Origin of the sequence: Specibacter sp. NPDC078692, assembly GCF_040686835.1 — a bacterium.
In the GTDB taxonomy this organism is placed as follows: domain Bacteria; phylum Actinomycetota; class Actinomycetes; order Actinomycetales; family Micrococcaceae; genus Specibacter.
This window is the reverse complement of the sequence record NZ_JBFBLV010000023.1, coordinates 49,796-72,052: the sequence shown is the minus strand read 5'-3', so window position 1 is coordinate 72,052 and position 22,257 is coordinate 49,796. Positions and strand designations below refer to the sequence as shown.

At 59.9% G+C, this 22,257-nt stretch carries 19 protein-coding genes and 1 pseudogene; 12 read left to right on the top strand and 8 right to left on the bottom strand.

Annotation, left to right across the window (positions count from 1 at the left end):
* Nucleotides 1-133 precede the first annotated feature (133 nt).
* A complete protein-coding gene (locus AB0O97_RS15010) occupies nucleotides 134-1,816 on the bottom strand; it encodes an ATP-binding cassette domain-containing protein (protein WP_363883766.1) in 1,683 nt (560 codons plus the stop codon).
* Between the two features lie 140 nt (nucleotides 1,817-1,956).
* Here AB0O97_RS15010 and AB0O97_RS15005 point away from each other — a divergent pair, with 140 nt between their 5' ends.
* From AB0O97_RS15005 to AB0O97_RS14990, 4 genes are all read left to right on the top strand, one after another.
* Nucleotides 1,957-2,451, top strand: coding sequence for an SRPBCC family protein (locus AB0O97_RS15005; RefSeq protein WP_363883764.1), 495 nt, complete (start codon nucleotides 1,957-1,959; stop codon nucleotides 2,449-2,451).
* 77 nt (nucleotides 2,452-2,528) lie between these two features.
* Entirely contained in the window at nucleotides 2,529-3,839 is a 1,311-nt protein-coding gene (locus AB0O97_RS15000; protein ID WP_363883762.1) for a sensor domain-containing protein, read from the top strand.
* A gap of 70 nt (nucleotides 3,840-3,909) precedes the next feature.
* Nucleotides 3,910-4,566: a response regulator transcription factor gene (locus AB0O97_RS14995; RefSeq protein ID WP_363883758.1), complete on the top strand. Its 657-nt coding sequence runs from the start codon at nucleotides 3,910-3,912 to the stop codon at nucleotides 4,564-4,566.
* 611 nt (nucleotides 4,567-5,177) lie between these two features.
* Complete coding sequence (locus AB0O97_RS14990) at nucleotides 5,178-5,681, top strand: hypothetical protein (RefSeq protein WP_363883775.1); 504 nt, start codon at nucleotides 5,178-5,180, stop codon at nucleotides 5,679-5,681.
* Nucleotides 5,682-5,707: 26 nt separating this feature from the next.
* Here AB0O97_RS14990 and AB0O97_RS14985 read toward each other — a convergent pair.
* The 3 genes and pseudogenes from AB0O97_RS14985 to AB0O97_RS14975 form a co-directional block, all read right to left on the bottom strand.
* Nucleotides 5,708-5,968, bottom strand: a pseudogene (locus AB0O97_RS14985) (NlpC/P60 family protein); the annotation flags it as partial.
* A 652-nt stretch (nucleotides 5,969-6,620) separates the two neighbouring features.
* Nucleotides 6,621-7,271 carry a response regulator transcription factor gene (locus AB0O97_RS14980; RefSeq protein WP_363883756.1) on the bottom strand — a complete coding sequence of 217 codons (651 nt, stop codon included), beginning with the start codon at nucleotides 7,269-7,271 and terminating at the stop codon, nucleotides 6,621-6,623.
* Nucleotides 7,264-8,556, bottom strand: a complete 1,293-nt coding sequence (locus AB0O97_RS14975; protein ID WP_363883754.1) for a sensor histidine kinase — start codon at nucleotides 8,554-8,556, stop codon at nucleotides 7,264-7,266. The genes AB0O97_RS14980 and AB0O97_RS14975 overlap by 8 nt, the downstream gene beginning before the upstream one ends.
* Before the next feature lie 187 nt (nucleotides 8,557-8,743).
* Between AB0O97_RS14975 and AB0O97_RS14970 the strand changes: the two genes are divergently transcribed.
* From AB0O97_RS14970 to AB0O97_RS14960, 3 genes are all read left to right on the top strand, one after another.
* Entirely contained in the window at nucleotides 8,744-9,880 is a 1,137-nt protein-coding gene (locus AB0O97_RS14970) for an FtsX-like permease family protein (RefSeq protein WP_363883752.1), read from the top strand.
* 122 nt (nucleotides 9,881-10,002) lie between these two features.
* A complete protein-coding gene (locus AB0O97_RS14965) occupies nucleotides 10,003-10,704 on the top strand; it encodes an ABC transporter ATP-binding protein (RefSeq protein WP_363883751.1) in 702 nt (233 codons plus the stop codon).
* 160 nt (nucleotides 10,705-10,864) lie between these two features.
* On the top strand, nucleotides 10,865-11,254 hold the full coding sequence (locus AB0O97_RS14960; protein ID WP_363883749.1) for an META domain-containing protein: 390 nt from the start codon (nucleotides 10,865-10,867) through the stop codon (nucleotides 11,252-11,254).
* Between the two features lie 69 nt (nucleotides 11,255-11,323).
* On the opposite strand, the gene AB0O97_RS14955 is transcribed toward AB0O97_RS14960, so the two are convergent.
* The 4 genes from AB0O97_RS14955 to AB0O97_RS14940 all read right to left on the bottom strand — a co-directional run bounded on the left by AB0O97_RS14955 (nucleotide 11,324) and on the right by AB0O97_RS14940 (nucleotide 16,563).
* Nucleotides 11,324-12,799 (bottom strand): NAD(P)/FAD-dependent oxidoreductase, encoded by a 1,476-nt coding sequence (locus AB0O97_RS14955; protein WP_363883747.1) that lies wholly within the window; start codon nucleotides 12,797-12,799, stop codon nucleotides 11,324-11,326.
* Nucleotides 12,796-14,343 carry a hypothetical protein gene (locus AB0O97_RS14950; protein WP_363883746.1) on the bottom strand — a complete coding sequence of 516 codons (1,548 nt, stop codon included), beginning with the start codon at nucleotides 14,341-14,343 and terminating at the stop codon, nucleotides 12,796-12,798. Before AB0O97_RS14950 ends, AB0O97_RS14955 begins: the two co-directional genes overlap by 4 nt.
* Before the next feature lie 68 nt (nucleotides 14,344-14,411).
* Nucleotides 14,412-15,041, bottom strand: a complete 630-nt coding sequence (locus tag AB0O97_RS14945; RefSeq protein WP_363883744.1) for a histidine phosphatase family protein — start codon at nucleotides 15,039-15,041, stop codon at nucleotides 14,412-14,414.
* Between the two features lie 46 nt (nucleotides 15,042-15,087).
* Complete coding sequence (locus tag AB0O97_RS14940; protein ID WP_363883742.1) at nucleotides 15,088-16,563, bottom strand: CCA tRNA nucleotidyltransferase; 1,476 nt, start codon at nucleotides 16,561-16,563, stop codon at nucleotides 15,088-15,090.
* A gap of 138 nt (nucleotides 16,564-16,701) precedes the next feature.
* Between AB0O97_RS14940 and AB0O97_RS14935 the strand changes: the two genes are divergently transcribed.
* The 5 genes from AB0O97_RS14935 to trxA all read left to right on the top strand — a co-directional run bounded on the left by AB0O97_RS14935 (nucleotide 16,702) and on the right by trxA (nucleotide 22,186).
* Entirely contained in the window at nucleotides 16,702-17,232 is a 531-nt protein-coding gene (locus AB0O97_RS14935) for an NUDIX hydrolase (protein ID WP_363844170.1), read from the top strand.
* A 140-nt stretch (nucleotides 17,233-17,372) separates the two neighbouring features.
* Nucleotides 17,373-19,193, top strand: coding sequence for a lipid II flippase MurJ (locus AB0O97_RS14930; protein WP_363883740.1), 1,821 nt, complete (start codon nucleotides 17,373-17,375; stop codon nucleotides 19,191-19,193).
* A gap of 158 nt (nucleotides 19,194-19,351) precedes the next feature.
* Nucleotides 19,352-20,761: a hypothetical protein gene (locus AB0O97_RS14925; RefSeq protein ID WP_363883738.1), complete on the top strand. Its 1,410-nt coding sequence runs from the start codon at nucleotides 19,352-19,354 to the stop codon at nucleotides 20,759-20,761.
* A 125-nt stretch (nucleotides 20,762-20,886) separates the two neighbouring features.
* On the top strand, nucleotides 20,887-21,843 hold the full coding sequence (trxB, locus tag AB0O97_RS14920; RefSeq protein WP_363883736.1) for a thioredoxin-disulfide reductase: 957 nt from the start codon (nucleotides 20,887-20,889) through the stop codon (nucleotides 21,841-21,843).
* Between the two features lie 16 nt (nucleotides 21,844-21,859).
* On the top strand, nucleotides 21,860-22,186 hold the full coding sequence (gene trxA, locus AB0O97_RS14915; protein ID WP_363883734.1) for a thioredoxin: 327 nt from the start codon (nucleotides 21,860-21,862) through the stop codon (nucleotides 22,184-22,186).
* The last annotated feature ends 71 nt before the right edge of the window (nucleotides 22,187-22,257 follow it).

The window sequence follows — 22,257 nt, the reverse complement described above, 5'->3', positions numbered from 1 at the left end:
CATGACGCTCTCGGCGGCCGTGCTGCTGGTGGGTGCCGTTGCCCTTATTACCCTGCAGGGCTGGTGGCCGGCGGTTGCACGGTTGCAACCGTGGCATTTGCGTCAAACTATGGCATTTCTCGGCTTGCTTGGCTTAGCGGGCGCGCTCGACGCGCTTTTCGTCCCATACCGGCTCGTCGGATTCGTAAACCTTGCCATCAGAGCCGAACACCAGGAACCTATCGAAGGACCTGGCGAACCAGCGGTCGTGAGTGACCGCCAAAACAGTTCCTTCAAAGGAATCGATGGCCTTCTCCAGCGCCTCGGCTGAGTGCAGATCCAAGTTGTCAGTAGGCTCATCGAGCAGGAGCAAGGTGGCACCGGAGAGTTCCAGGAGCAGAATCTGGAAGCGAGCCTGCTGACCTCCGGAGAGGGAATCGTACTTTTGCTCCGAGCTGGACGCCAGACCATAACGATCCAAAGCCCCGGCCGCGGCTTCGCGCCCCATGCCGGAACGGTGTTCGTCCCCGCGGTGCAAAATATCCAGCAAAGTGCGCGTCAAAAGGTCCGGCCGGGCATGGGTCTGGGCAAAGAAGCCAGGGCGGATGCGAGCCCCGAGTTTCACCGAACCTTCGTGCGGCACATGGGCAATCTCGACGTCGGACACCGGCTCATGTTCCTTGTCCGGATCCGAGCCGCCTGCCGCCAGAAGTCGCAGGAAGTGAGACTTACCAGAGCCGTTGGAGCCCAGCACGCCCACCCGGTCGCCGAACCAAACCTCGGTGCTGAACGGTTTCATGAGGCCAGTCAATTCCAGCTTCGTGGCAATGATGGCGCGTTTGGCCGTACGGCCACCCTTGAGTCGCATCTTCACGTTCTGCTCAATGGGCAGCGCCTCTGGCGGGCCCTGTTCCAAGAACTGGGCCAGACGTGACTGTGCCGCCTGGTACCGGTTCGCCATATCGGAGCGGAACGCAGCCTTGGTCTTGTACATGTTGACGAGTTCCTTGAGCTTGATGTGCTCCTCGTCCCAGCGCTTGCGCAGCTCTTCAAAACGGGCGTTGCGGTCCTCGCGGGCCTTCACATAAGATTCAAATCCGCCGCCATGGGTCCAGCTGGAGGCGCCGTTGATGCCTGGTTCCAGCGTGACTATACGGGTTGCAGCGTTGGCCAGCAGTTCACGGTCGTGACTGACAAACAGCACCGATTTGGGTGACTCCGACATTTTGGCTTCGAGCCAGCGCTTGCCGGGCACGTCCAAGTAGTTGTCAGGCTCATCCAGCAGAAGCACCTCGTCGGGGCCAGAGAACAATGCCTCCAGCACCAGACGCTTCTGCTCACCACCACTGAGCGAAGCCGCTTTGCGGTACTGCGCGGTGTAAAAGTCCATGCCCATGGCAGCCATGGTGACTTCATCCCACGTTGTTTCCATCTCGTAACCACCAACATCGCCCCAATCGGCGATGGCCTGGGCGTAGGCCATTTGGCTGGGCTCGTCATCACGCTCCAGCATTGCTTCTTCGGCGGCATCCACGGCCTTCCCGGCGGCGGAAATGTTCGCCGATGCCACGGAGAGCAGCAAGTCACGCACCGTGCTCTCGTCACGGACTTGGCCCACGAACTGGCGCATCACGCCCATGCTGCCCGTACGCGAAACGGCACCCTCATCTGCCTTGATGTCTTGGCAGATGATCCGCAGCAGCGTCGTTTTTCCCGTGCCATTGGGGCCGATCAAAGCAGTCTTGGTGCCATCGGAGACGCGGAAGTTCACCCCGTTCAGCAGCTGCCGGCCGTCGGAGAGAAAGTAGTCAATGTTTGCAACGTCAATGTGTCCCACAGAACAATTCTCCCATCTTCTCATCAGTCTCCCCGCACCTCATTTTGCAGCTGGACGGCGACCCCCTCCTTGGGCGGTTTCTCGGCTCTTCTATGCGCGCCGTGGGGATGGACCTCCCAAAGTGGCGATAGCATCCGAGCATGGTCCGAAACCAGCATGAACGTGTCATTGCGGCTCCAGCCCATGAGGTTGGGGTGCTCATCAATTCGCTCTCGAGCAAGAATGATTTTCTGTGGCCACGGGGCGAGTGGCCCTCCATGCGCTTGGATGGGCCCCTCGGCCCAGGTTCTGCTGGCGGACATGGGCCTGTCCGCTACGTTGTAAGCGCCTTCGATCCCGGTAGATTTGTGGAGTTTCAATTCACCAGCCCTTCGGGCTTTCGGGGCAGCCACGCGTTTACGGCAACTCCCCAGGAGTCGCACCGGACGCTCCTCCGGCATGAATTAACAATGACTCTCCGCGGCGCGGCCGTGTTCACGTGGCCGCTATTCTTCCGCCCCATGCATGATGCGCTCATCGAGGAAAGTTTGGATCGTGCCGAGCGCGAATGCGGCACCGTCCCCGCCGAGCCCCACCGTCGCTCGTTGTGGGTGAAGGCCCTTCGTGCACTGTTAAACGGACGGCGGATCAGCTAATAGGTGGGGTATTCCCCACCCAGCATTCACCGGCTGGCATGATGGTTTCAGGACTCTGCCGCAACAAGAATTGAAACATGACATATTCCATTGCACCCGCCCGGCAAACGTCGTGGCTCATCTGGCGCACCGCTACGTGGCGCCGGGTCGGCGCCGACCTGGCGTACATCCTGCCCGGTTTCTTTGTTTCGATTGCCTCATTCACGGCCCTCGTTGCGCTATTCACGCTCGGCCTGTCCACGCTTGTCATCTGGATCGGCCTGCCCGTGCTGGTGGCCTGTCTGGCCACAGCTCGCTGGTTCGCGTCAGTTAACCGCAGCGCCCTGCGGCGTTGGGCCGGGGACATCCCCCCTGTGCACTACCGGGAACGGCAGAAATATTCCATCGGCGGTATGTTCAAGAACCTTGCCGATCCTCAGCTGTGGAAGGATTTTATTCACGGCTTCCTGGTCTCCTTTCCGCTGCGCACCGCAACGTTCTGCGTAACTATCACCGTTCTGGCCGCCGCGCTGGGCGGACTGACCCAATGGTTTTGGATGAGGTTCCTGCCCGAAGGGAACACATCCCTGGCTGAAATTATCGGTCTGGACACGTACCTTGGCGTCAGCCCGGTGACAGCAGAGTATTGGCTGGGGCTGGTTTATGGGGCCGTTCTTGTGCTGCTGTTGCCCTTCATCACCCACCTCCTGGCAGTGGCCGATGCTGCCGTAACCCGTGCCCTGCTGACGAATGAAACCGCCGCTCTCCGTGCCCGCAGCGAGGAACTGGCCACCAGCCGGGCGCAGGTCGTTTCTGAGGAAGCCAGCACGCTGCGCAAGATTGAGCGCGATCTCCACGACGGCCCGCAGCAGCGCCTCATCCGGCTACAGATGGATGTGGAAGCGGCCCAGCGGCAGCTGGGGAAGAATCCCGAGGCCGCCCGCGAGCTCATGGACGGTGCCCTAGAGCAAAGTCGCGCGGCCCTGACCGAGTTGCGCCTGCTGTCCCGCGGCATCGCCCCGCCTCTGCTGGCTGACCGCGGCCTGCGCACCGCCGTGGAGTCCCTGGCCGGCAAGTCTCCGGTCCCTGTTGCCGTTACAGGCAGCCTGGCAGCAAATGTCCGGATCGTTGAAAGTGCCGAAAATGCTGCCTACTTTGTGGTTTCCGAGGCCCTTGCCAATGTTGCCAAGCACTCGGGCGCCAGCCAGGCCGCCATCACCGTGGACGCCAATCCCACCGAGCTGCTCATTGAAGTGACTGACGATGGCTGCGGCGGCGCCCATGCGGGCAAGGGCCACGGCCTGGCCGGGCTGGTGGACCGGCTGGCTGGCGTGGACGGATCGTTAGAGATCATCAGCCCCGCTGGCGGGCCCACCACCCTGCGCACCACCATCCCGCTACGTGGCTGAAGGCTGCGTTGCCGAGCCCTGCCTGACTGGGCACTGCGTGGCTGAACTCCCCGGCCGCTACTGTGGAACCATGCGTGTTGTCCTTGCCGAAGATTCCGTCCTGCTCCGTGAAGGGCTCGTCCGCCTGCTTGAGGAGACGGGTGCGCAAGTGTGCGCGGCGGTGGGCGACGGAGTCCAACTGCTCAAAGCGGTTGAGGAGCACGTCCCCGACCTGCTGATCACCGATGTGCGGATGCCGCCCTCACACCGGGACGAGGGCCTCAAGGCCGCTATCGAGGTCCGGAGCCGGTTCCCTTCAGTTGCCGTCCTGGTGCTCTCGCAATATGTGGAAACGAGCTACGCCGGGGAACTGCTCGCCGGCGCGACAACCGGCGCCGGGCTAGGCTACCTGCTCAAGGACCGGGTGGCCCGGTTCGAGGACTTCAGCGACGCCATCGCGCGCATCGCGGCCGGTGCCACCGTGATCGACCCCGAAGTCATCGGCGCCTTGTTCGCCAACCGCGGCTCCGCCGACCCCGTCAACACCCTCAGTCCCCGCGAATCCCAAGTCCTTGAATTAATGGCCCAGGGCCTCACCAATGCCGGCATCGCCAGGGCAATCGTGGTCAGTGGCGGGGCCGTGGAAAAACACATCAGCGCCATCTTTTCCAAGTTGGGCCTGCACCAGAGCCCCGACGACCACCGCCGCGTCCTCGCCGTGCTGCAGTTTCTCCAAAAAAGCTACTGAGCCAGAACTTCACTGCTTATTGGTGCAGCGGGAAAAGGACATGACGTAGGTGAAGTTGCCATCTGCCGAAAGGTCCAGCTCAATCAGCTGTTGAGGCTCGGCACGCAGAAAGCCATCAGCCATGGACACTTCTATAACTTGCTCGCGCGTAGCCAGAATACGGGTCCGGGCACGTGGGGGCTGCTCCCCGTGCGCCCGCACTGTTGTACTGCCGTGTAGCTGCGCTGCCGTGTAATGCCTTCGCTAGTTATGCCCGACGGCGGCGGATGACCACCAGCGTGAGCGCACCTCCCAGCAATAGCCCCGACAGCGAAGCCCGCTGGGATGGTTACCGCCACGGAAACCGAAGCGGTGTCATCAGCGCTCACTGTTGCCAACTTGACAGGATCTGAGTGGATCCACAGTTCGTAACTTTCATTGGCACCGCCGCTTGTCACAGTATTAATACCGTGGCAAGCACCCTTGTCAGCTTCGAACGGGATGAACCTTAAGGAACCAGGTCACCGCTTGGCGTTGGCGAAACCTCGAATGCCGGAGAACTCATAGACGCAGTCGGCACAGGTGAGGCCGAGCTAGATTCCACCCCGGTCGGAGTGGTTAGCTCGGGAGGCGTGGGGCCCTCCGGCGGCGACGTCACCCCGGGATCCCCTGTCGCCGTAGGCTCACTCGGCTCCGTAGTAGGCGGCACGGATGTCGTCGGTGGCGTAGTCGTCGGAGGTGACGTGCCAGGCTCCGTGGTCGTCGGCGGCGTAGTCGTCGGAGGCGTCGTTCCGGGATCGGTCGTCGTGGGAGGTCCAGTCGTCGGCGGCGTTGTCGTCGGCGGTGACGTCGTCCCGGGCGCCGTGGTGGCGGGTGGCTGGGTGGACGGCTTAGTGGATGGAGTGATCGATGGCGTTCCAGAGGGGGATGGCTTTGTACTTCCGGCCGCCCCGGTGTCGTCTTTCTTGTCCTTAGATTCCTTAGCTTCCTTAGCGGCCTTGGCTGCCCGTTCATCCGCGGCAGCAAACGCTGGCATGGTGAAGTACGCCGAAGAGCTGCTGACATCAGCAGGGGCGTGGATGAACGTTCCCACCGACGGGTTTAGCGCGCTGATCATCGCGCCGTTCCCAATGTAAATACCAATATGCGACCAATGATTGGGGCCATCTGGATTCTGCACCACAATATCGCCAGGCTGAGGGTTATTCGTTTGCACCATGGGCATCCACTGCTCGGTGCGGGGCAACGCCACGCCGGCCTGAGCGTACGCCCACTGAACAAAACCTGAGCAGTCCCAGCCATGCTCAAAGCTAGTGCCGCCCCAAACATAGTGGTGACCCAAGCCTTGGAACGCTGCGTTGAGGATGTCTTTACGAACCTGAGAAATCAGTTCGGCCGACACCTCCGGGAGATCTCCTCGCATGGCATTGACCGAGCGTGCCAGGTGCGCAGTGTTGCCATTGGGATCGGTCAGATCAAATAGCGCAGGGGCGGGAGGCTTTTTGGCGAGAATGAGGGTCTTGGCGAAGGAAATATTGGCTCCTGCGCCTTGCGTGGAGATCGAGTCAAAACCAGCGGGACTGGCTTCCTCGAAAGTAGCTGAACTGCGAATGAGATGCTGCGCCCCCAAGGCGGCTGCAGCATCGGCGGATGAGGTCCCAACGTAGCCAGCTCCCACAAACCCACCAGAGGCCAAGAGTGTGCAAACCACCGCCATGCTCAAGTGGTACGGCCGTGCTTTGCCCTTCGAAAAAGTCACTCGATGGTCCTCCAGCTTCGTTACACGCGGTAATGAGTGCCTACGCCGATTCCTGCGCCAGGTGAACCCCTCAAGAAGACCTCTCAAGAGCAGGCGCCCAGCTCAGAGACGAACAGCGATTCAAACTAATCCACACAATTGTTATGCATATCACAGCACGTGGAAATCTGACGTGAACCATTTTGTGTGGATTGTCGAATCTTCAGTCACCCCCCCCACGAACCCGATCCAACCCGGCCCCTATGTGCTGCAGTTCACACTACACACAATCCATAGTTCCCGAAATGGGTAGCCACATCTTGGGCTAGGAATCCACTTATCCGGCGCTTCGAATAATCCTGCGTGACACGGCAACCGAAATGGCAGCCGTGCGATTATCCACGCCCAACTTGTCGTAAATATGCACCAGATGTGTTTTCACTGTCGCTTCGGAGATGAACAGTTGTTTGGCGATTGCCTTATTACTCATGCCAGTCGCCAACAGTTCCACCAGTTCCACCTCGCGTGCCGATAGGACAGGGGCCGGGTTGCGAATCCGCCCCATGAGCCGGGCCGCCACCTCGGGGGCCAATGCGGTCTGACCGGCCGCGGCCTGCTGCACGGCGCTACGGATCTGTTCCGGCGGTGCATCCTTAAGCATGTAGCCGCTGGCCCCGGCTTCCACGGCCGCCAGAATGTCGGCGTCGGTGTCGTACGTGGTCAGAATCAAGACCGGCGGTGCATCGGCAAGTTTCTTGATCGCTTTCGTGGCACTGACCCCGTCCATCCCTCCACCCATTTGCAGATCCATCAACACCACATCAACTGGCTCGCCCAAAGTTTGCAATCGCTGAACCTCCTTGATGGCGGATTCGCCTTCAGGCGCCTCGGCCACCACCGTGAACCCTTCAAATTCAGTGAGCATGGCCCGCAGTCCCGCCCGCACCACCGGATGATCATCCACCAGCAGTATCCGAATTTCACCCATTGTCATCCCCCTGAATTGAAATGAAACCATCACCAAGGGGCAGCCGAATGGCCACCACCGTTCCTTCACCCGGGGCCGATTCGATGGTCAGCTTCCCGCCCTGCGCCACCACTCTCTCACGCAGCGATCGCAGCCCAAAGCCGCTCCCATCCGCCCTGCCAGCCACAGCGTCAGCGAGGCTCTCCGTGTCAAAGCCTCGTCCGTCGTCGAACACGTCAAGAGTCACTTCGCTGCCAAGAAATGCCAAACTTACGACGGCGGATTCAGCCTTCGCGTGTAGCCAGACATTGGCGAGGCTCGCCTGGGCGGCGCGCAACAAGGTGACCTTGTAAGGCTGAGGTAGGTCGATCGGCTCACCATCGAGCCGGAAGCTGCACCGCAGAGCACCGCCGCGCGCCCTGGCCTCACGCTGTGTCTGGCTGCAGAGCCTGGACAGGCTCTCCGCGAGCGATGATTGCGCCAGCGCCGGCGAGGCGAGACCGCGGACAAAGTTCCGTGCCTCTGCGAGATTCTCTGCAGCGGTAGCCTCCACCATGGCCAGGCTCTCCTCCGTGGATTCCAGATCTCCGGCGCTCAAGCTACGCCGGGCTGCCCGGGACACCAAGATGATCGAGGAGAAACCCTGGGCCAAAGTGTCATGAATCTCCCGCGCCAACCGGGCACGCTCAGCCAGGACACCGGATTCGTGTTGGGTGGCCGCCAGTTCGGCCCTGGTGCGGCGCAGTTCATCGGCAGCCTGACGCTGGTTCTCACCCTCTTGATACAGCAGCCTGTACGCCTTGGACGTGGCGACCGCGAACGCCATCCCAAATACCGGACCCACCACAACGGGCAGCGGCGGAACATCAGCCCCGCTTGAAATCCATTGAGCGATCACCACCCCGGCCGTCATCAGCAAGACCATGGTGATGCCGGCCCACCGCGGCAGGAGGTGCAGGTGCAAGAAGAACAAGGGAAACACGAGCCATGAGAACTCCGCCGACCCCACCATCAACACCGCCCACAGCACCGTGATCAAGCCGAGCCAAAGCGCCGTCCAACGCCGGGGATTCCGTTGACTCAGCCCAGTTGAAAAGCGTTTCTCCGCAACAGTGCCCACCAAATAGATCGCCGCAAGCACAACGGATAACGCTAGGAATAAGTACCGGTCCAGTCCGCGCGTGTCTGTTATGAGCAGCCGGAGTACGCCCACGGCCAGCAGCACGGCAAAAGCAACATGCAAGGTGACACGCAGGAACCGCAGAATCGCGGCACTACTCACAGGCGGGGCATCCACGGCAGACATGTCACCAGCATAGGCGCACGCCTGCACAGCCGTATCAACCAAAAGGTTGACCGGCGGATCAACCCCTTGCCGCCACAGAATCAACCAACCCCGCGATGGAAGCGTAGCCGTTCCGAACGAGAGTGGAAGTACTAGCAAAACACCCGGATGTATCCAGTCTTACTCCGGCCTACGAAAGAAGCTGTTCATGTTCCTCGCGATCCGAGACATCCGCTTTGCCAAGGGGCGGTTTGCCCTCATGGGCGCCGTCGTAGCGCTGATCAGCCTGCTGTTGGTGCTACTTTCCGGACTTACTGCCGGGCTCGGCAACCAGTCAACATCCGCCGTCGCCCAGCTGGGCACGGGACCCGGATCCGGCACGGCGGTCAACCAAATGGTGTTTGGCGCTCCGGCAAAAAACGATCCCAAGGTTTCCTTCACCGAAAGCCAGGTCACGGCTGAACAGGCCAAGACCTGGGCGGCGCAGCCTGGTGTGCAGTCCGTGGCTCCCCTAGGTATCAGCCAAAGCCGATTCCAGGGCGCAGGCGATAGCAAAGGTATCGCCAATGTGGCCGTATTTGGCGTCGGCGACACCCTGTCCGCTGCGCCGGGCACCCAAGCCGGGATCGCGCCGTCGGACGTTAGCGATTCAACCGTGGTCATCGGCGAGGGCATCGCCAAGGAGCTCTCCCTCTCTACAGGGGACGCCGTGAGCATCGCCGGAACCGAACTTTCCGTGGGAGCGATCGTGCCAGACCAGTGGTATTCGCACACCTCGGTGGCCTGGACAACGCTGAACACCTGGACCAAGGTTGCCCACCTGAGCGATCCGGACCAGCTGGCAACTGTGTTGGCCGTGACCTTTGAGAAGAGCGCCACCGTGGACGTCGAGGGCGCCAATGCCGCAGCCGGCACCATCAGCACTACCCGTAACGGTTCCTTCGACGGCTTGGGCGGCTACAAGAGCGAAAACGGCTCGCTCATGATGATGCAGGCGTTCCTGTACGGCATCTCCGCACTCGTGATCGTAGCGTTCCTGACAGTCTGGACCGTCCAACGGACCCGTGACATCGCCGTCCTGAAGGCCATGGGCGCCTCCGGCAGTTACCTGCTGCGCGACGCACTGACGCAGGCAGCCTTGGTACTTCTGGCCGGCGCTGGTCTAGGCGGACTGGTGGGGATAATTGGCGGCATCTTCGCCTCGCAGGCAGCCCCCTTCCTACTCACCCCGGCTACAACGCTGCTGCCGATCGTGGGCATCGTAGCCCTGGGCCTGGCCGGCGCAGCACTGGCAGTCCGCAAGGTCACCCGCGTGGACGCCATGATCGCCCTCGGCGGGAACTAGTCCCCACTTGCCGGCCTGAAAAACGCTGCCGCGCTTTCCAGGAACCTGACAAGCGTGGGCCCACCCCCTTGCCGGCCCACCCACACCCCGTTTCTTCCTCAATACTTTCTAAGGACAATCTGATGACTGCTTTGAATCTGCTCAACCTGACCCTTGAATACCCCGATGGCGAAGGCACCATGACGGCTCTGGACTCGGTGAATCTGTCCGTGAATCCGGGCCAGTTCATCTCCCTCGTAGGACCGTCCGGATCCGGCAAGTCCAGCCTGCTCGCCGTTGCCGCAACACTCATCAAGCCGACGTCGGGCCTGGTGGTGATCGACGGCGTTGACGCCACCGGGCTCAATGAGAAGGAACTGGCGCAATTGCGCCGCGACAAGGTGGGCATCATCTTCCAGCAACCTAACCTGCTGGCCTCGCTGACGGCGGCCGAACAACTCACCATCACCGAACACCTACGAGGCAAGTCCGTGAAGTCAGCGGCAAGCCGTGCCGCAGAGCTGCTTGATCTGGTGGGTCTGGCCGACTCCGCCAAGAAGCGTCCTCATCAGCTCTCCGGCGGGCAACGCCAGCGCGTCAACATTGCCCGCGCCCTCATGGCCTCGCCCAAAGTCCTGTTGGTGGATGAACCCACAGCCGCCTTGGACCATGCCCGCAGCGACTCGATCGTGCGCCTGCTGCGCCAGGTCACCGACGAATTCAACGTAGCTACCGTCATGGTCACGCATGACACCGAATTCGTCCCGCTCACCGATGGGGTAGCTACCATGCGCGACGGCGTCCTGACCGCCCCCGTGCCATCCCTCGCCGGAGCGCTCTCCTAGCACGCTGGAACGCCCCCTATTAGTCCGTGCTGATGTTCCGCACCTGCTGTTCTGCACCGTGTATCCAGCACTGCCTGCACCGAAAGCCGGGAAAGCGCGGCCATGCAATAACATAAGGGAAACGCATGTCTATACCAGCGCGATCGGAGCCACCTTCATCATGAAACGTCTTGCAGCCCTTGCCGGCAGCCTCCTCCTTGCTTTAACCATCTCTTCCTGCGGTGCCGCAACCGGTCCCGTGGGCACTTGGGGCGATGGTTACAACACCGACAAATTGCCGTACCTCGAGCTGTCGCTCGGATCTGATAAGACCGAAAAGTTCGATCAGGCAGGTTTCGTCTCCGGTAGCGATGGATGCAACCGCATTAACGGTCAATGGTTCCTGGTTGAGGGTGAGCTCTCCTTTTCACAGCTCAGCAGCACCCAGATGGCATGTGAAGACGTCGACCAGTGGCTCACCACGGCAGTGGGCGCAGAGATCACTGGCGACACGATGACTCTCGTGAACGATCAAGGGCAGCCAGTGGGAACGCTGGATCGCCGCAACTAGTTTTCCTAAGCTTGGCGTATATATCTGACCCGCTGCAGTGATTGCTCATTCAACAATCACCGCAGCGGGTTATTTCTTTGAAGCCACTCCTTCAGACGCCAGCCCCAGATCGGGCACCGGCAGTCCAAAGGTGTTCTTCAGGGCTGATTTCGCTGCAAACCAGCCACCCATGCCATGCACAGCGGGGCCGGGCGGGGTAGAAGCCGAACCCAAATACAGTCCGGGCACGGGCGTCCGCCAAGGATCCCTAGACATCACAGGGCGCTGGAGCAACTGCCGAATGCTCACTTCGCCGGAGGCAATATCTCCGCCGATGTAATTGGCGTTGTAGGCAGCCACTTCCTGCGCGCTCAGCACCGAGCTGGCAAGGATCAAATCCCTAAAACCGGGCGCATGTTTTTCCACGGCGGCAATGATTTCTTCACTGCAATCACGTGTTGAGCCTGCGGGAACGTGGGTGTACGCCCAAAAGGTGTGCTGTCCAAGGGGCGCACGGCTGTCATCAGTAACGCCCGGCTGAACGGCAAGGACATAAGGGCTTTTCGGATGGCGCCCCTTGAGGACTTCGCGTTCGGCGAAGGCTATGGCTTCCCTAGACCCGCCCAAATGTACGGTGGGAGCAAGCCGCAAATTAGAGGCAGTCCAAGGGACCGGACCGGAAAGGGCAAAGTCCACCTTGCACACACCGGCTCCGTATTTGAAGGACTCCAACTTCCGCCTATAGTTTTCAGGCAGTTCCGCTCCAGCCATCCTGACCAGGGCACGCGGCGTCGTAGTACAAATGATCGCTTTGGCGCCTGTCTCGCCCCGCAAAGCAGCCACACTATCAATGTGCCGCCCCATCTCGATCCGGCCACCATGAGCCTGAAAGTCATCGGCCATGGCCTGAGCGATCGCCCGTGAACCGCCCCTAGGAACCGGCCAGCCCCTGGCATGTGCCAACACTCCCAGCAACAGCCCTGCACCCGAGGTGGCCAAAGCCGGCAAACGGCCCATGGCGTGCGCGGACACACCGGTCAACATAGCCGGAGCGATGTCGCTTCGGAACCCGACATTCCAAGCGGGCGTCCCTTGCAGCAACACCCGCACCCCAAAGTTAACCACTGCAAGCGGGTCTTTGGGCACGCGCAACAAGTTTCCCTGAGTAAAGTCCGTAACCCCGTCTAGTCGCCGCAGCAAGGGTCCCATCAGAGCCCGCCACGCTGGACCGTCAACTCCCAAGCCTTCTACCGTGCGCTCTAGGCTGCGGTAGGCAATCCCGGCCCGGCCGCCGTCGAGCGGGTGCCCATAGGAAACCTCCGGCACCAACAGCTCGATCCGCCGTTCCAGTTCAAAGGCACGGAAGAACGGAGAAGCAAGAGCCATCGGATGAACGGCAGCACACACGTCATGGAGAAAGCCGGGCAGCGTACGTTCTGTGGTCCGGGTCCCGCCGCCGGGGGCGTCGGCGGCTTCGAAAAGCTGCACCGACAGCCCGGCACGCGCCATAGTCACCGCGGCAGCCAAGCCGTTGGGACCAGCCCCTACTACGGCGACATCGCTCACTGTCCGGACCTTTCTACACTGTGTGTTGGGAAACCTGTTGGCAGGCGAGTTTCGGGCTCTGCCTCGGTCTCTGTCTCGATCTTGACCCCCGCCCCCACTGCAGCCTCCGGACGGGCCTCCAGTGAGAACTCAAGTACAGCTGCGGATTCATCGCGTGCTGCTGCCAACACTCCGCCTTGGGGATCCTCCACCCCACCACGGCGCACCACATCATACTCCGGCGCAAAAATGTCCCTGACAACCAGCCCCACCATGATCCACGTTGCCACTGCCCCAATGATGGCTGCAATGAGGAAATAGGGGGTGTCAATTGCGTGCTGGTTACTGATATCGCCAAGCTCCTTGCTACGGAAAAGCATCAGGGCAATAAAGTGCGTGATTATTGCTGCCTGCCACAGGAGCACAGGACGCCAACGGGGCATGGCCAGGGCAAGCAGAGGAATCAGCCACACGGCATGCCACGGTTCGGCTCCCTTGTTCAGCACCATGAATCCAGCTGCCGCGACAAATGCCAGCTGGGATACCCGTGGTGTTTGGGGCGCAAAAATGGCCAAGGTCACCAGCCCAACCACCAGCACCACCAAAAGTATGCCGGCGATGGTATTTGTTGCAGCCAGGTCAAGGGACGGCCATCCCATGCGACCGGCAATCAAGTTAATTCCGCCGTAAATGGATGATTCTGTGGGCTCCGCTGCCCACAATGACGTCAGGTAGTGGCCGTATGCTTCAGGATTTCCTGCCATGATCGGGGCCAGCACCAGCAGCCAAGCGATCACTGCCGCAGCAACCATCTGCAGCATCTTGGCGACGTGTCCTGTTCTGATGCCCAGGAACACCAAGGCCAGTGCAATGAAGATGGGATACGGGGCAGCTTGCACGGCCACACCCAGGAAGGCTCCAGCCCAGAGGATCTGCTTGCGCGCAAAGAGGTAAATACCTGCTCCGACCAAGGCAGCAGCCCAGAAATCCCAGCTGACGTAGGCCAGCAATATCAAGACGGGACTGGCGGCCACGATGGCGGCATCCCAGATCCTGCGCCCTGCGGTTCGGGCAACCACCACAACAGTGGCAATCCAGGCAACGGCAATGAGTGCGGCATTCAGGTCAAAGAAGGCCAATTGGCGCAACGCCCCATCGCCAGCGCTGCCAGTCATCCACACCGTAATCCAGGCGATCCACCCAGCCAAGACAGGGTGATCAAAGGGCGATCCTTGGGAGAAGAAGGGTGCCAAGGTCCCGAGCTTGTCATCCACAAAGGAGTTGGGAAAGACGGACCAGCACGTGGTGGATTGCTGGTCCGGGGTGGTCCAGCCGACGGTGCGGCAATGCGACTTGCTCATAACGGCGATCAGCGCCGAAACCGCGGCCATCAGGATCAGCACGCGCTCCACCGTGAAGAAGCCCGAGTTGGTAGCGCCGGGGGACGTGTATTTGCCCAGTGGGCCGCCAACAGGTTCGGTCAAGCCACGCAGCAAATCGTCAGTGCGTGAAGGCACAACAATCGGATGGCGGGTTTGAGTCCCCGTGGCCTGTGATTCCTGCATGGCTATGAGCCTACCCGTTTAGACCCCCTGAGCCCGCGTAGCGCACGGGCCGTTACGGGACAGCCGCGCTACAGGCCCCACTGTTCGATCGCAGGGGTTTTCTTATCCCATCCAAGAGTGCAAACCTTGGCGGTGCCGAGTACAAAGTGTCGGCCCGAACCGGCTGGCAGCCGCAGCCATCGGGCGGCCATGATGCGCAGGAAATGGCCGTGGGCCACGAGCAAAACATTGGCGGGGGCTCCATCTTCTCTCGTAACGGCTAGCGCCCGGGCCACGATTCTGTCTGCCCGCTCAGCGACCTGCTCCAAAGTTTCACCATTAGGCACCCCATCGTCCCAAATCAAGTAGCCCGGATTTTGGGCGCGTACCAATGAACTATCAATGCCTTCGTAGTCGCCGTAGTCCCATTCGACGGCGTTCGGCTCCACCACAGCGTCGGGAAAACCGGCCAAGGTTGCTGTCCGATGCGCTCGTTGCAGCGGTGAGGTGAGCACAAGGTCAAAGTCGACGCCGGACAAGGCAGTCTGCGCGGAGCGTGCCTGAGTCTCGCCCACGTCCGTCAATGGAAGGTCCGTCAGGCCTGTGTACTGACCACTGCGCGACCATTCGGTCTCACCATGACGCAAGAGCCAGAGTTTCGGTCCACCCGGGACGGGGGCTACGCCAGCAGGAGAGTTTACATTAAATACATTACTCATTGCGTATATTCCAATCAGAGGATATTGATGGTGAAGACTTACTGCTTCAGCCTTCGGAAGGCCGTTCAGGCTGTTCAGGCTCTGCAGCTTGTGACTCGGGCTGCTCGGCCCACCACTGCCGCAAGCTTTCCTCGGCTTTCTCAGGACCTAGCGGGCCATATTCCATCCGCTGTTCCAGGAGGAAGCTGTACGCCCGGCCCACTACACGGCCGGGCTTGATCCCCAGCAGGGCCATGATGGCACCACCGTCTAGATCGGGTCGAATCGATTCCAGCTCTTCTTGTTCCGCCAGGACGGCAATCCGTTGTTCCAGATCGTCGTAGGCGAAGGAAAGACGATCAGCCTTGCGCTGGTTGCGGGTTGTGACATCGGAACGGGTCAGTCGATGAAGCCGTTCCAGCAAAGGGCCCGCATCGGTGACATAGCGCCTCACCGCAGAGTCGGTCCAACCTGCTTCACCGTAACCGTAGAAGCGCATGTGCAGCTCAACCAGGCGTGAAACGGCTTTGATGGAATCATTGTCAAAGCGCAACGCCTTCATCCGCTTGGCAGTGAGCTTCGCCCCGGCCAAATCATGATGGCGGAAACTAACCCCGCCACCCGGCTCAAAACGGCGGGTCTTGGGCTTGCCGACGTCGTGCATGAGAGCTGCAAAGCGCAGCACAAAGTCAGGGCCAGGCACCGGTCCATCAGCGCCGGTCTCCAAAGAAGCAGCCTGCTCCAAGACCTGCAGCGAGTGCTGGTAAACGTCCTTGTGCCGGTGGTGTTCATCCGTTTCCAGCTTGAGTGCGGGAATCTCCGGCAAGACCAGCTCGGCCAGACCCGTCTCCACCAAAATATCGATACCAGCCCTCGGGTGAGCGCCACAGATGAGCTTTACGAGTTCTTCGCGAACCCGCTCTGCCGAGATGATGCTGATCCGCGCAGCCATCCCGGTCATGGCGGCAAGAACGTCCGGGTGCAGGGAAAAGCCCAGCTGTGAAGCGAAGCGTGCGGCCCGCATCATGCGCAGCGGATCATCCGAAAACGAGTCCTCGGCGGTGCCCGGTGTGCGCAGCAGCCCCGCGGCTAGATCCTTCGCACCGCCAAACGGGTCCACCAGTTCCATTTCGGGCAGGCGTAGTGCCATGGCGTTGACGCTGAAGTCACGCCGCTGCAAATCATCCACCAATGACGTCCCGAAGGCCACGACAGGTTTGCGCGATTCAGGATCGTAGGCCTCTGCGCGGTAGGTGGTGATCTCAATGAGCAGCACCTCTTTATGGGCGTTGCGTTTACGGAAGCCGATGGTGCCAAATTCACGGCCCATCTCCCAGTGTGAGTCCGCCCATTTTTTAGCCACCGAAAGGATCTCATCCGGGGTGGCATTGGTGGTGAAATCCAGATCGGGGGAAATGCGGTTCAGAAACAGGTCGCGAACCGGTCCGCCAACGAGGGAAAGCTCAAAGCCGGCGTCGGCAAAGAGGCGTCCCAGTTCGAGAACAACTGGGTCAAATTTTGAGGTATTGGGCACTAAATCCATGGTCCCTTAAGGATGCCAGACTTTTGCCCCTCGATGCTTGCCACATGAAATGCCGCGGCGGCACCGACCTCAAGACACCATCAAGCTGCTCACCGGACCTGTCATCATCCCGGGGCAAAGGTAGCTAGAGTGGACTGCATGGTTCACCCTGTGCCGCGCGCGCCTAAGAGGAACCCGTTGCCACCGGCAATGGGATCGCTCGGAGTGCCCGCTGCACCCAGCCAGCTGCCAACCGTGGAGGAAGTCTCGGCCGGCGGTGTTGTGGTGGAGATGCGCGACGGCGTTCCTCACGTCGCCATTATTGCCCGCATCAACCGCGGTGGTCGCCTTGAGTGGTGCCTGCCGAAGGGCCATCCCGAGGGTGAGGAAACCCACGATGAAGCTGCTGTGCGGGAGATTGAAGAAGAAACTGGCATCGCCGGTGAGGTGGTGGCAACCCTGGGCAGCATTGACTACTGGTTCACGGTCAGCGGCCATCGAGTGCACAAGACGGTCCATCATTATCTGTTGCGCGCCACCGGCGGGTTCTTGACCATTGAGAATGATCCGGACCATGAAGCAGTGGATGTGGCCTGGATACCGTTGGATGAGCTGGCCAGAAAGCTCTCCTTCCCCAATGAGCGGCGCATCACCGACCTTGCCCGGGAATTGCTGCCAGAGCACTTCTAAGCAGCGTCTGCGGGCAGAGTTTTGAGCAGAGCTAGCCTGGTATCGCTGATTTAGTTTGGACAATGGTTTTTGGACCAGAGTTTATGTTGGACTGCACTGTTGTCAGCCCACCCCAAGCCTGCAGTGAGATGATGGTGTCGATGTCTAAAGTTGAACGGGTTAACATCCCGCCTAAACCCGTTGCCGCTCCGCGCGTGCCCTTCTCAAACGCCACTTTAAACACCGGCACCAAGAGCGTGCCTGTCCAAAAGGTGTCTGCCGAGAAGGTTCCTGCTCAGAAGATGCCATCCACGAATAACGGCCGGATGAGTTCTTCCGCGGCCCGCTCCAGCGCGAACATGGCTATGGGCACCTTGGTCTCCCGCATTTTGGGTTTGATTAAAGGCATCATTTTGAGCATCGCCGTGGCCGGCACGGTGGTGGGCGATATCTTTGAAGGCGCCAACTTTCTGCCCAACTTGATCTTCCTCATGCTGGCAGGCGGCGTCTTCAACGCAGTGCTGATCCCGCAGATCGCAAAAGCCAGCAAACATGCGGACGGTGGCAGTGACTTCATTTCCCGGCTGCTGACCGTGGGACTTCTTGGTTTACTGGCACTGACCGCCGTCGTCATGCTTCTGGTGGTCCCCATCATGAGCCTGTCCACATCTTTCAGCGGTAGGCAGCTAGAACTGTCCATCACTTTTGGTTTGTTCCTTCTGCCGCAGATCTTCTTCTACGGGCTGTTCTCACTCTTGGGGCAGGTTCTCAATGCCCATAACTCCTTCAAGGCGTACGCCTGGGCTCCCGTGGTGAACAATGTGGTGGCCATTGCCGGGCTACTCGTGTTCATTTTTGTTGCTGGCAGCTCCGCGACTAACCCGCACACAGTCGGTAACTGGACCACCGGACAATCGTGGATGCTGGCCGGTACCGCCACTTTGGGCATCATCACCCAGTCGGTGGTGTTGCTGGTTCCTGTTCACCGCCTTGGCCTGAAGCTGCGACCCAAGTTCTCTTTGAGGGGAGCAGGGCTAGGCGCCACAGCCAAGATCGCCACGTGGACCATGGGAACCATGATTATTGGCAACTTGAGCTTTCTTGTCATCATGCGCGTCGCCACCATCCCTAGCGGGGACGACAGCGACGCCGGCGGATCCGTGCTTCCAGGCCTTCTGGTGTTAAACCGGGCCACCGAGATGTACATCATGCCGCATTCCACCATTGCGCTATCCATTGCCACAGTGATGTTCACGGCCATGGCACATGCCGCGGCTAACAAGGACCGCTCAGCATTGAGGTCCTCCCTCTCCAGTGCCTTGCGGACTACAGGAATGGCCACGGTCTTTGCTGCTATGGCCTTGCTGGTGCTGTCTGGTCCTCTTGGGATGCTTTTCAGTGGAAATCATGAAGTAGTGGGCCGCCAGGTCGCTATCACGTTGGCTATTTTGGCTGTAGGCGCCCCTCTATTTAGCATCAACTTCATTCTGAACAGGGTGTTTTATTCTCAGGAGAACGCCAAGACGCCCTTCATTCTGCAATGCATCGCAGTGGGTGTGCTGCTGAGCTGTGTATTGATAGCCGGCCTGCTGCCAGCCGAATGGATCGTTTACGGCATTGCCCTGAGCTACACCATCAGCAACTTCGTAGGGCCCGTCATCAGCCACCGTTTCCTGAAAGCCCAGCTGGGCGACTACGGTGGCGGCTTGATCATGCGCGCCCACATGCGCTTCCTCGCTGCCGCCCTAGTCTCAGGCATTGTTGGAGAACTGGTTCTGCGACTCTTTGGAAGCTCCACAACCGGCGGCTTCATGTGGACTTCCATTCAAGCCTCCGTAGCCACCTTGGCTGTCGCGGGAACGGTCATGGCAGTGGTTTATGTGCTCGTCTTGAAGCAGCTGCGCGTTGATGAAGTTGACGCACTGCTCAATCCCTTGATCAACAAAGTCCGGAACCGGTTTCCGCTCACAAAAGTGAAGTAAGTCCGGTTATTCTGCTCCAACGCAGGACTGCTCCGAAGGCAATACGGCAATCCAAGGCCGCAACCACGGATCTTGCAGTGTTTTCCTATAGAATCAGTGAGAATATGGCTCGTGTTGTCCATTCGCACAAGCCACCATGTTTGTAAAAGGAGGACTTGGTGCCACAACCCATTGATGTGGGCTCCATCCTTGGCGGCCGCTACAAAGTGACCGGCCGTATTCTGGCCTCTGCCGAGAACGACATTATCCTCGACGGACTAGATCAGGTTCTCAACCGTCCCGTCAGTATTTTGGTCGCCGCCATTGAGAACTCACCAAATCTGACCCAAAGCGCCAGAGACGTGGCGACCGGCAGCAGAGTATCCAACGTTTCCATTCTGGATCTGGGTGTAGAAGAGAACGCTACGTACCTCGTTGCAGCCAGGACCTCCCCGGTAGATCTGCTTGATCTGGTGGTTCCCATGGAACCAGCGGAAGAGGTCTACCAGGAGCCTTTCTTCACCGATACCCTCGGTACCGAAATCTTCGGCAAGGCACGCGATGCAGCCCCCGTCAGCAGCGCGTATGTTTACGAGGATAATTCCCCGATGACGCCTGCCCACCCGATTCCCGGCGTCACCCAGCCAGCTGTACCGCAGCCGGCCGTGTCACAGGCAGACACACCCACACCGGCGCCCACAGCGGCAGTCGGAGCGGCAGCTGTGGCGAGTGCCGCCGTCGCGCCTCCTAGTCTCGAAACGGCTCAGCCGGTTTCCAAAGTCACGTTGTGGGACGAGGACGACTACGCGTTCATCAACGAAGACCATGAGGAAAGCTTGGCTGAAGCCCGGCGCCCGGGTACTTTCCCCGCGGAATTGCTAACGGAGGACTACGCTCAGGTCGAGGACTCCTTGGAAGAGGACGACGAGGAGAATGCTCCCCGCGCCACCGGCCGTTGGCTGACCGGGGCCATTGTCAGCGTCTTGCTAATTGGTGCGCTCATTTTCGCTATTTCGCACATCACTAACCTGTTCCCGAACGCGGATAATCAGGCTGCCGGAACTACCTCTGCAGCACCTCCGCCCCCCAGCGAAGTCCAGACGCCTTCCACTGCGCCGGAACCGGTAGCAGTGGCTCCGGTCATCAAGGGCCTCACTGACATCACGGTGTTTGCGCCGGGCGCCCCGAACTATGCCGAGGCTTTCTACCCGCGGCTCAAGGACGCTATCGACGGCAACAAGGCTACGTACTGGCCCACGGTGGAGTATTCCAGTGCTCCGTTTGCAGACCAGACGGATAGCATCAACTTGGTAGTGGAGTTGCAGGCCGAATCAACTATCAGTTCTGTCACGATCAATCAGCTTGCCGGTACTGGCGGTCAGTTCAATATCTTGACCAACAGCACGCCAGAGTTGCAGGGTGCTACGAAGATTGGCAGCGGCTCCTTCAGCGCCCCCGATTTCACGCTCACGGCAGCTCCCGGTGTTAAGGCGCAGTACGTGATCATCAACTTCACCGAGCTGCCCCGCCTACAGCCGTCAGTGACTTATCCCTTCGGTTTGAAGATCACTGAAATCAGCATCAAGTAACCCGCTGCTGAGCCGTCCACCGCACTGTATGGAATAACCATGTCCCTGCACCGGTTGTGGATATCGAAGGAGCTAATGGCCCGCCATGGTGCGGCCCATCAATGAAGGAAGAGGAACACTCACCCGTGAGCACTGAAGTTACCCCCGCCAGCGATATCCGCGACGTCATCATTATTGGCTCCGGCCCGGCTGGCTACACGGCTGCGATCTACACTGCCCGCGCCGATCTCAAACCGCTGATGATCGCCGGCTCCGTGACAGCTGGTGGCGAGCTCATGAATACCACTGATGTCGAGAATTTCCCAGGCTTCCCTGACGGCATCATGGGCCCGGACCTCATGGAGAACCTTGGCCAGCAGGCTGAGAAGTTCGGTACCGAGATCATGTACGACGACGTCACTTCAGTGGAGCTTGAAGGGGCCATCAAGACTGTGGTTCTGGCTGATGGCCAGGAATTCAAGGCACGCACCGTGATTGTCTCTACCGGCTCTGCGTACCGGGAGCTCGGTGTTGAAGGCGAAAAGCGTCTTGTTGGCCATGGCGTCAGTTCCTGTGCCACCTGCGATGGATTCTTCTTCAAGGGTCACAATATTGCCGTCATTGGCGGTGGGGACTCCGCTATGGAGGAAGCCATCTTCCTGACTAAGTTTGCCGATTCGGTGACCGTGGTTCACCGCCGCGATTCCCTGCGTGCCTCCAAGATCATGGCTGAGCGTGCCTTGAACCACCCGAAGATCAAGTTCGTTTGGAACTCGGAGGTTATTGGCATTGATGGTGATGCCAAGGTTACCGGCGCACGCTTGAACAACCTGGTCACAGGCGAGAAGAGCGAATTGGCTGTAACAGGAATATTCGTTGCCATAGGCAACGATCCCCGTGTTGATCTCGTCAAGGGCGTCTTGGAACTGACAGATGCCGGAACGATTGCTGTCGAAGGCCGCAGCTCGAAGACCAGCGTCAAGGGCGTCTTTGCCGCCGGCGACGTTGTGGACCCAACCTACCGACAGGCCATTACGGCTGCTGGTTCGGGCTGTGTTGCAGCGCTTGACGTTGAGCACTACCTGGCCGACCAAAACTCCTAAGAGAAAGCAGATTCCAATGAGCAACGCCAAGATCGCTACAGATGCAACTTTTGCAGATGTCGTATTGAATGCAGAAAAGCCAGTCATTGTGGACTTCTGGGCCGAATGGTGTGGCCCCTGCCGCAAGCTGGGCCCCATTTTGGACGAAATGTCCGTGGAGTACTCTGACAAAGTTGAAGTCGTCAAGGTAGATGTGGATGCCAATCCTGCCATCGCTGCCAAGTACGGGATTACTTCCATTCCCGCTGTCTACCTGTTCCAGGGCGGCGAGGTCAAGGAGACCGTTATTGGGGCACGCCCCAAGCAGTATTTTGAGAAGGAGTTTGCAGACGTCCTGAAGTAAGCACTTCTTCAGCACTTCTTGCAAACTGCTTAAATGGGTATGGACCGGATTCTGTCCGGTCCATACCCATT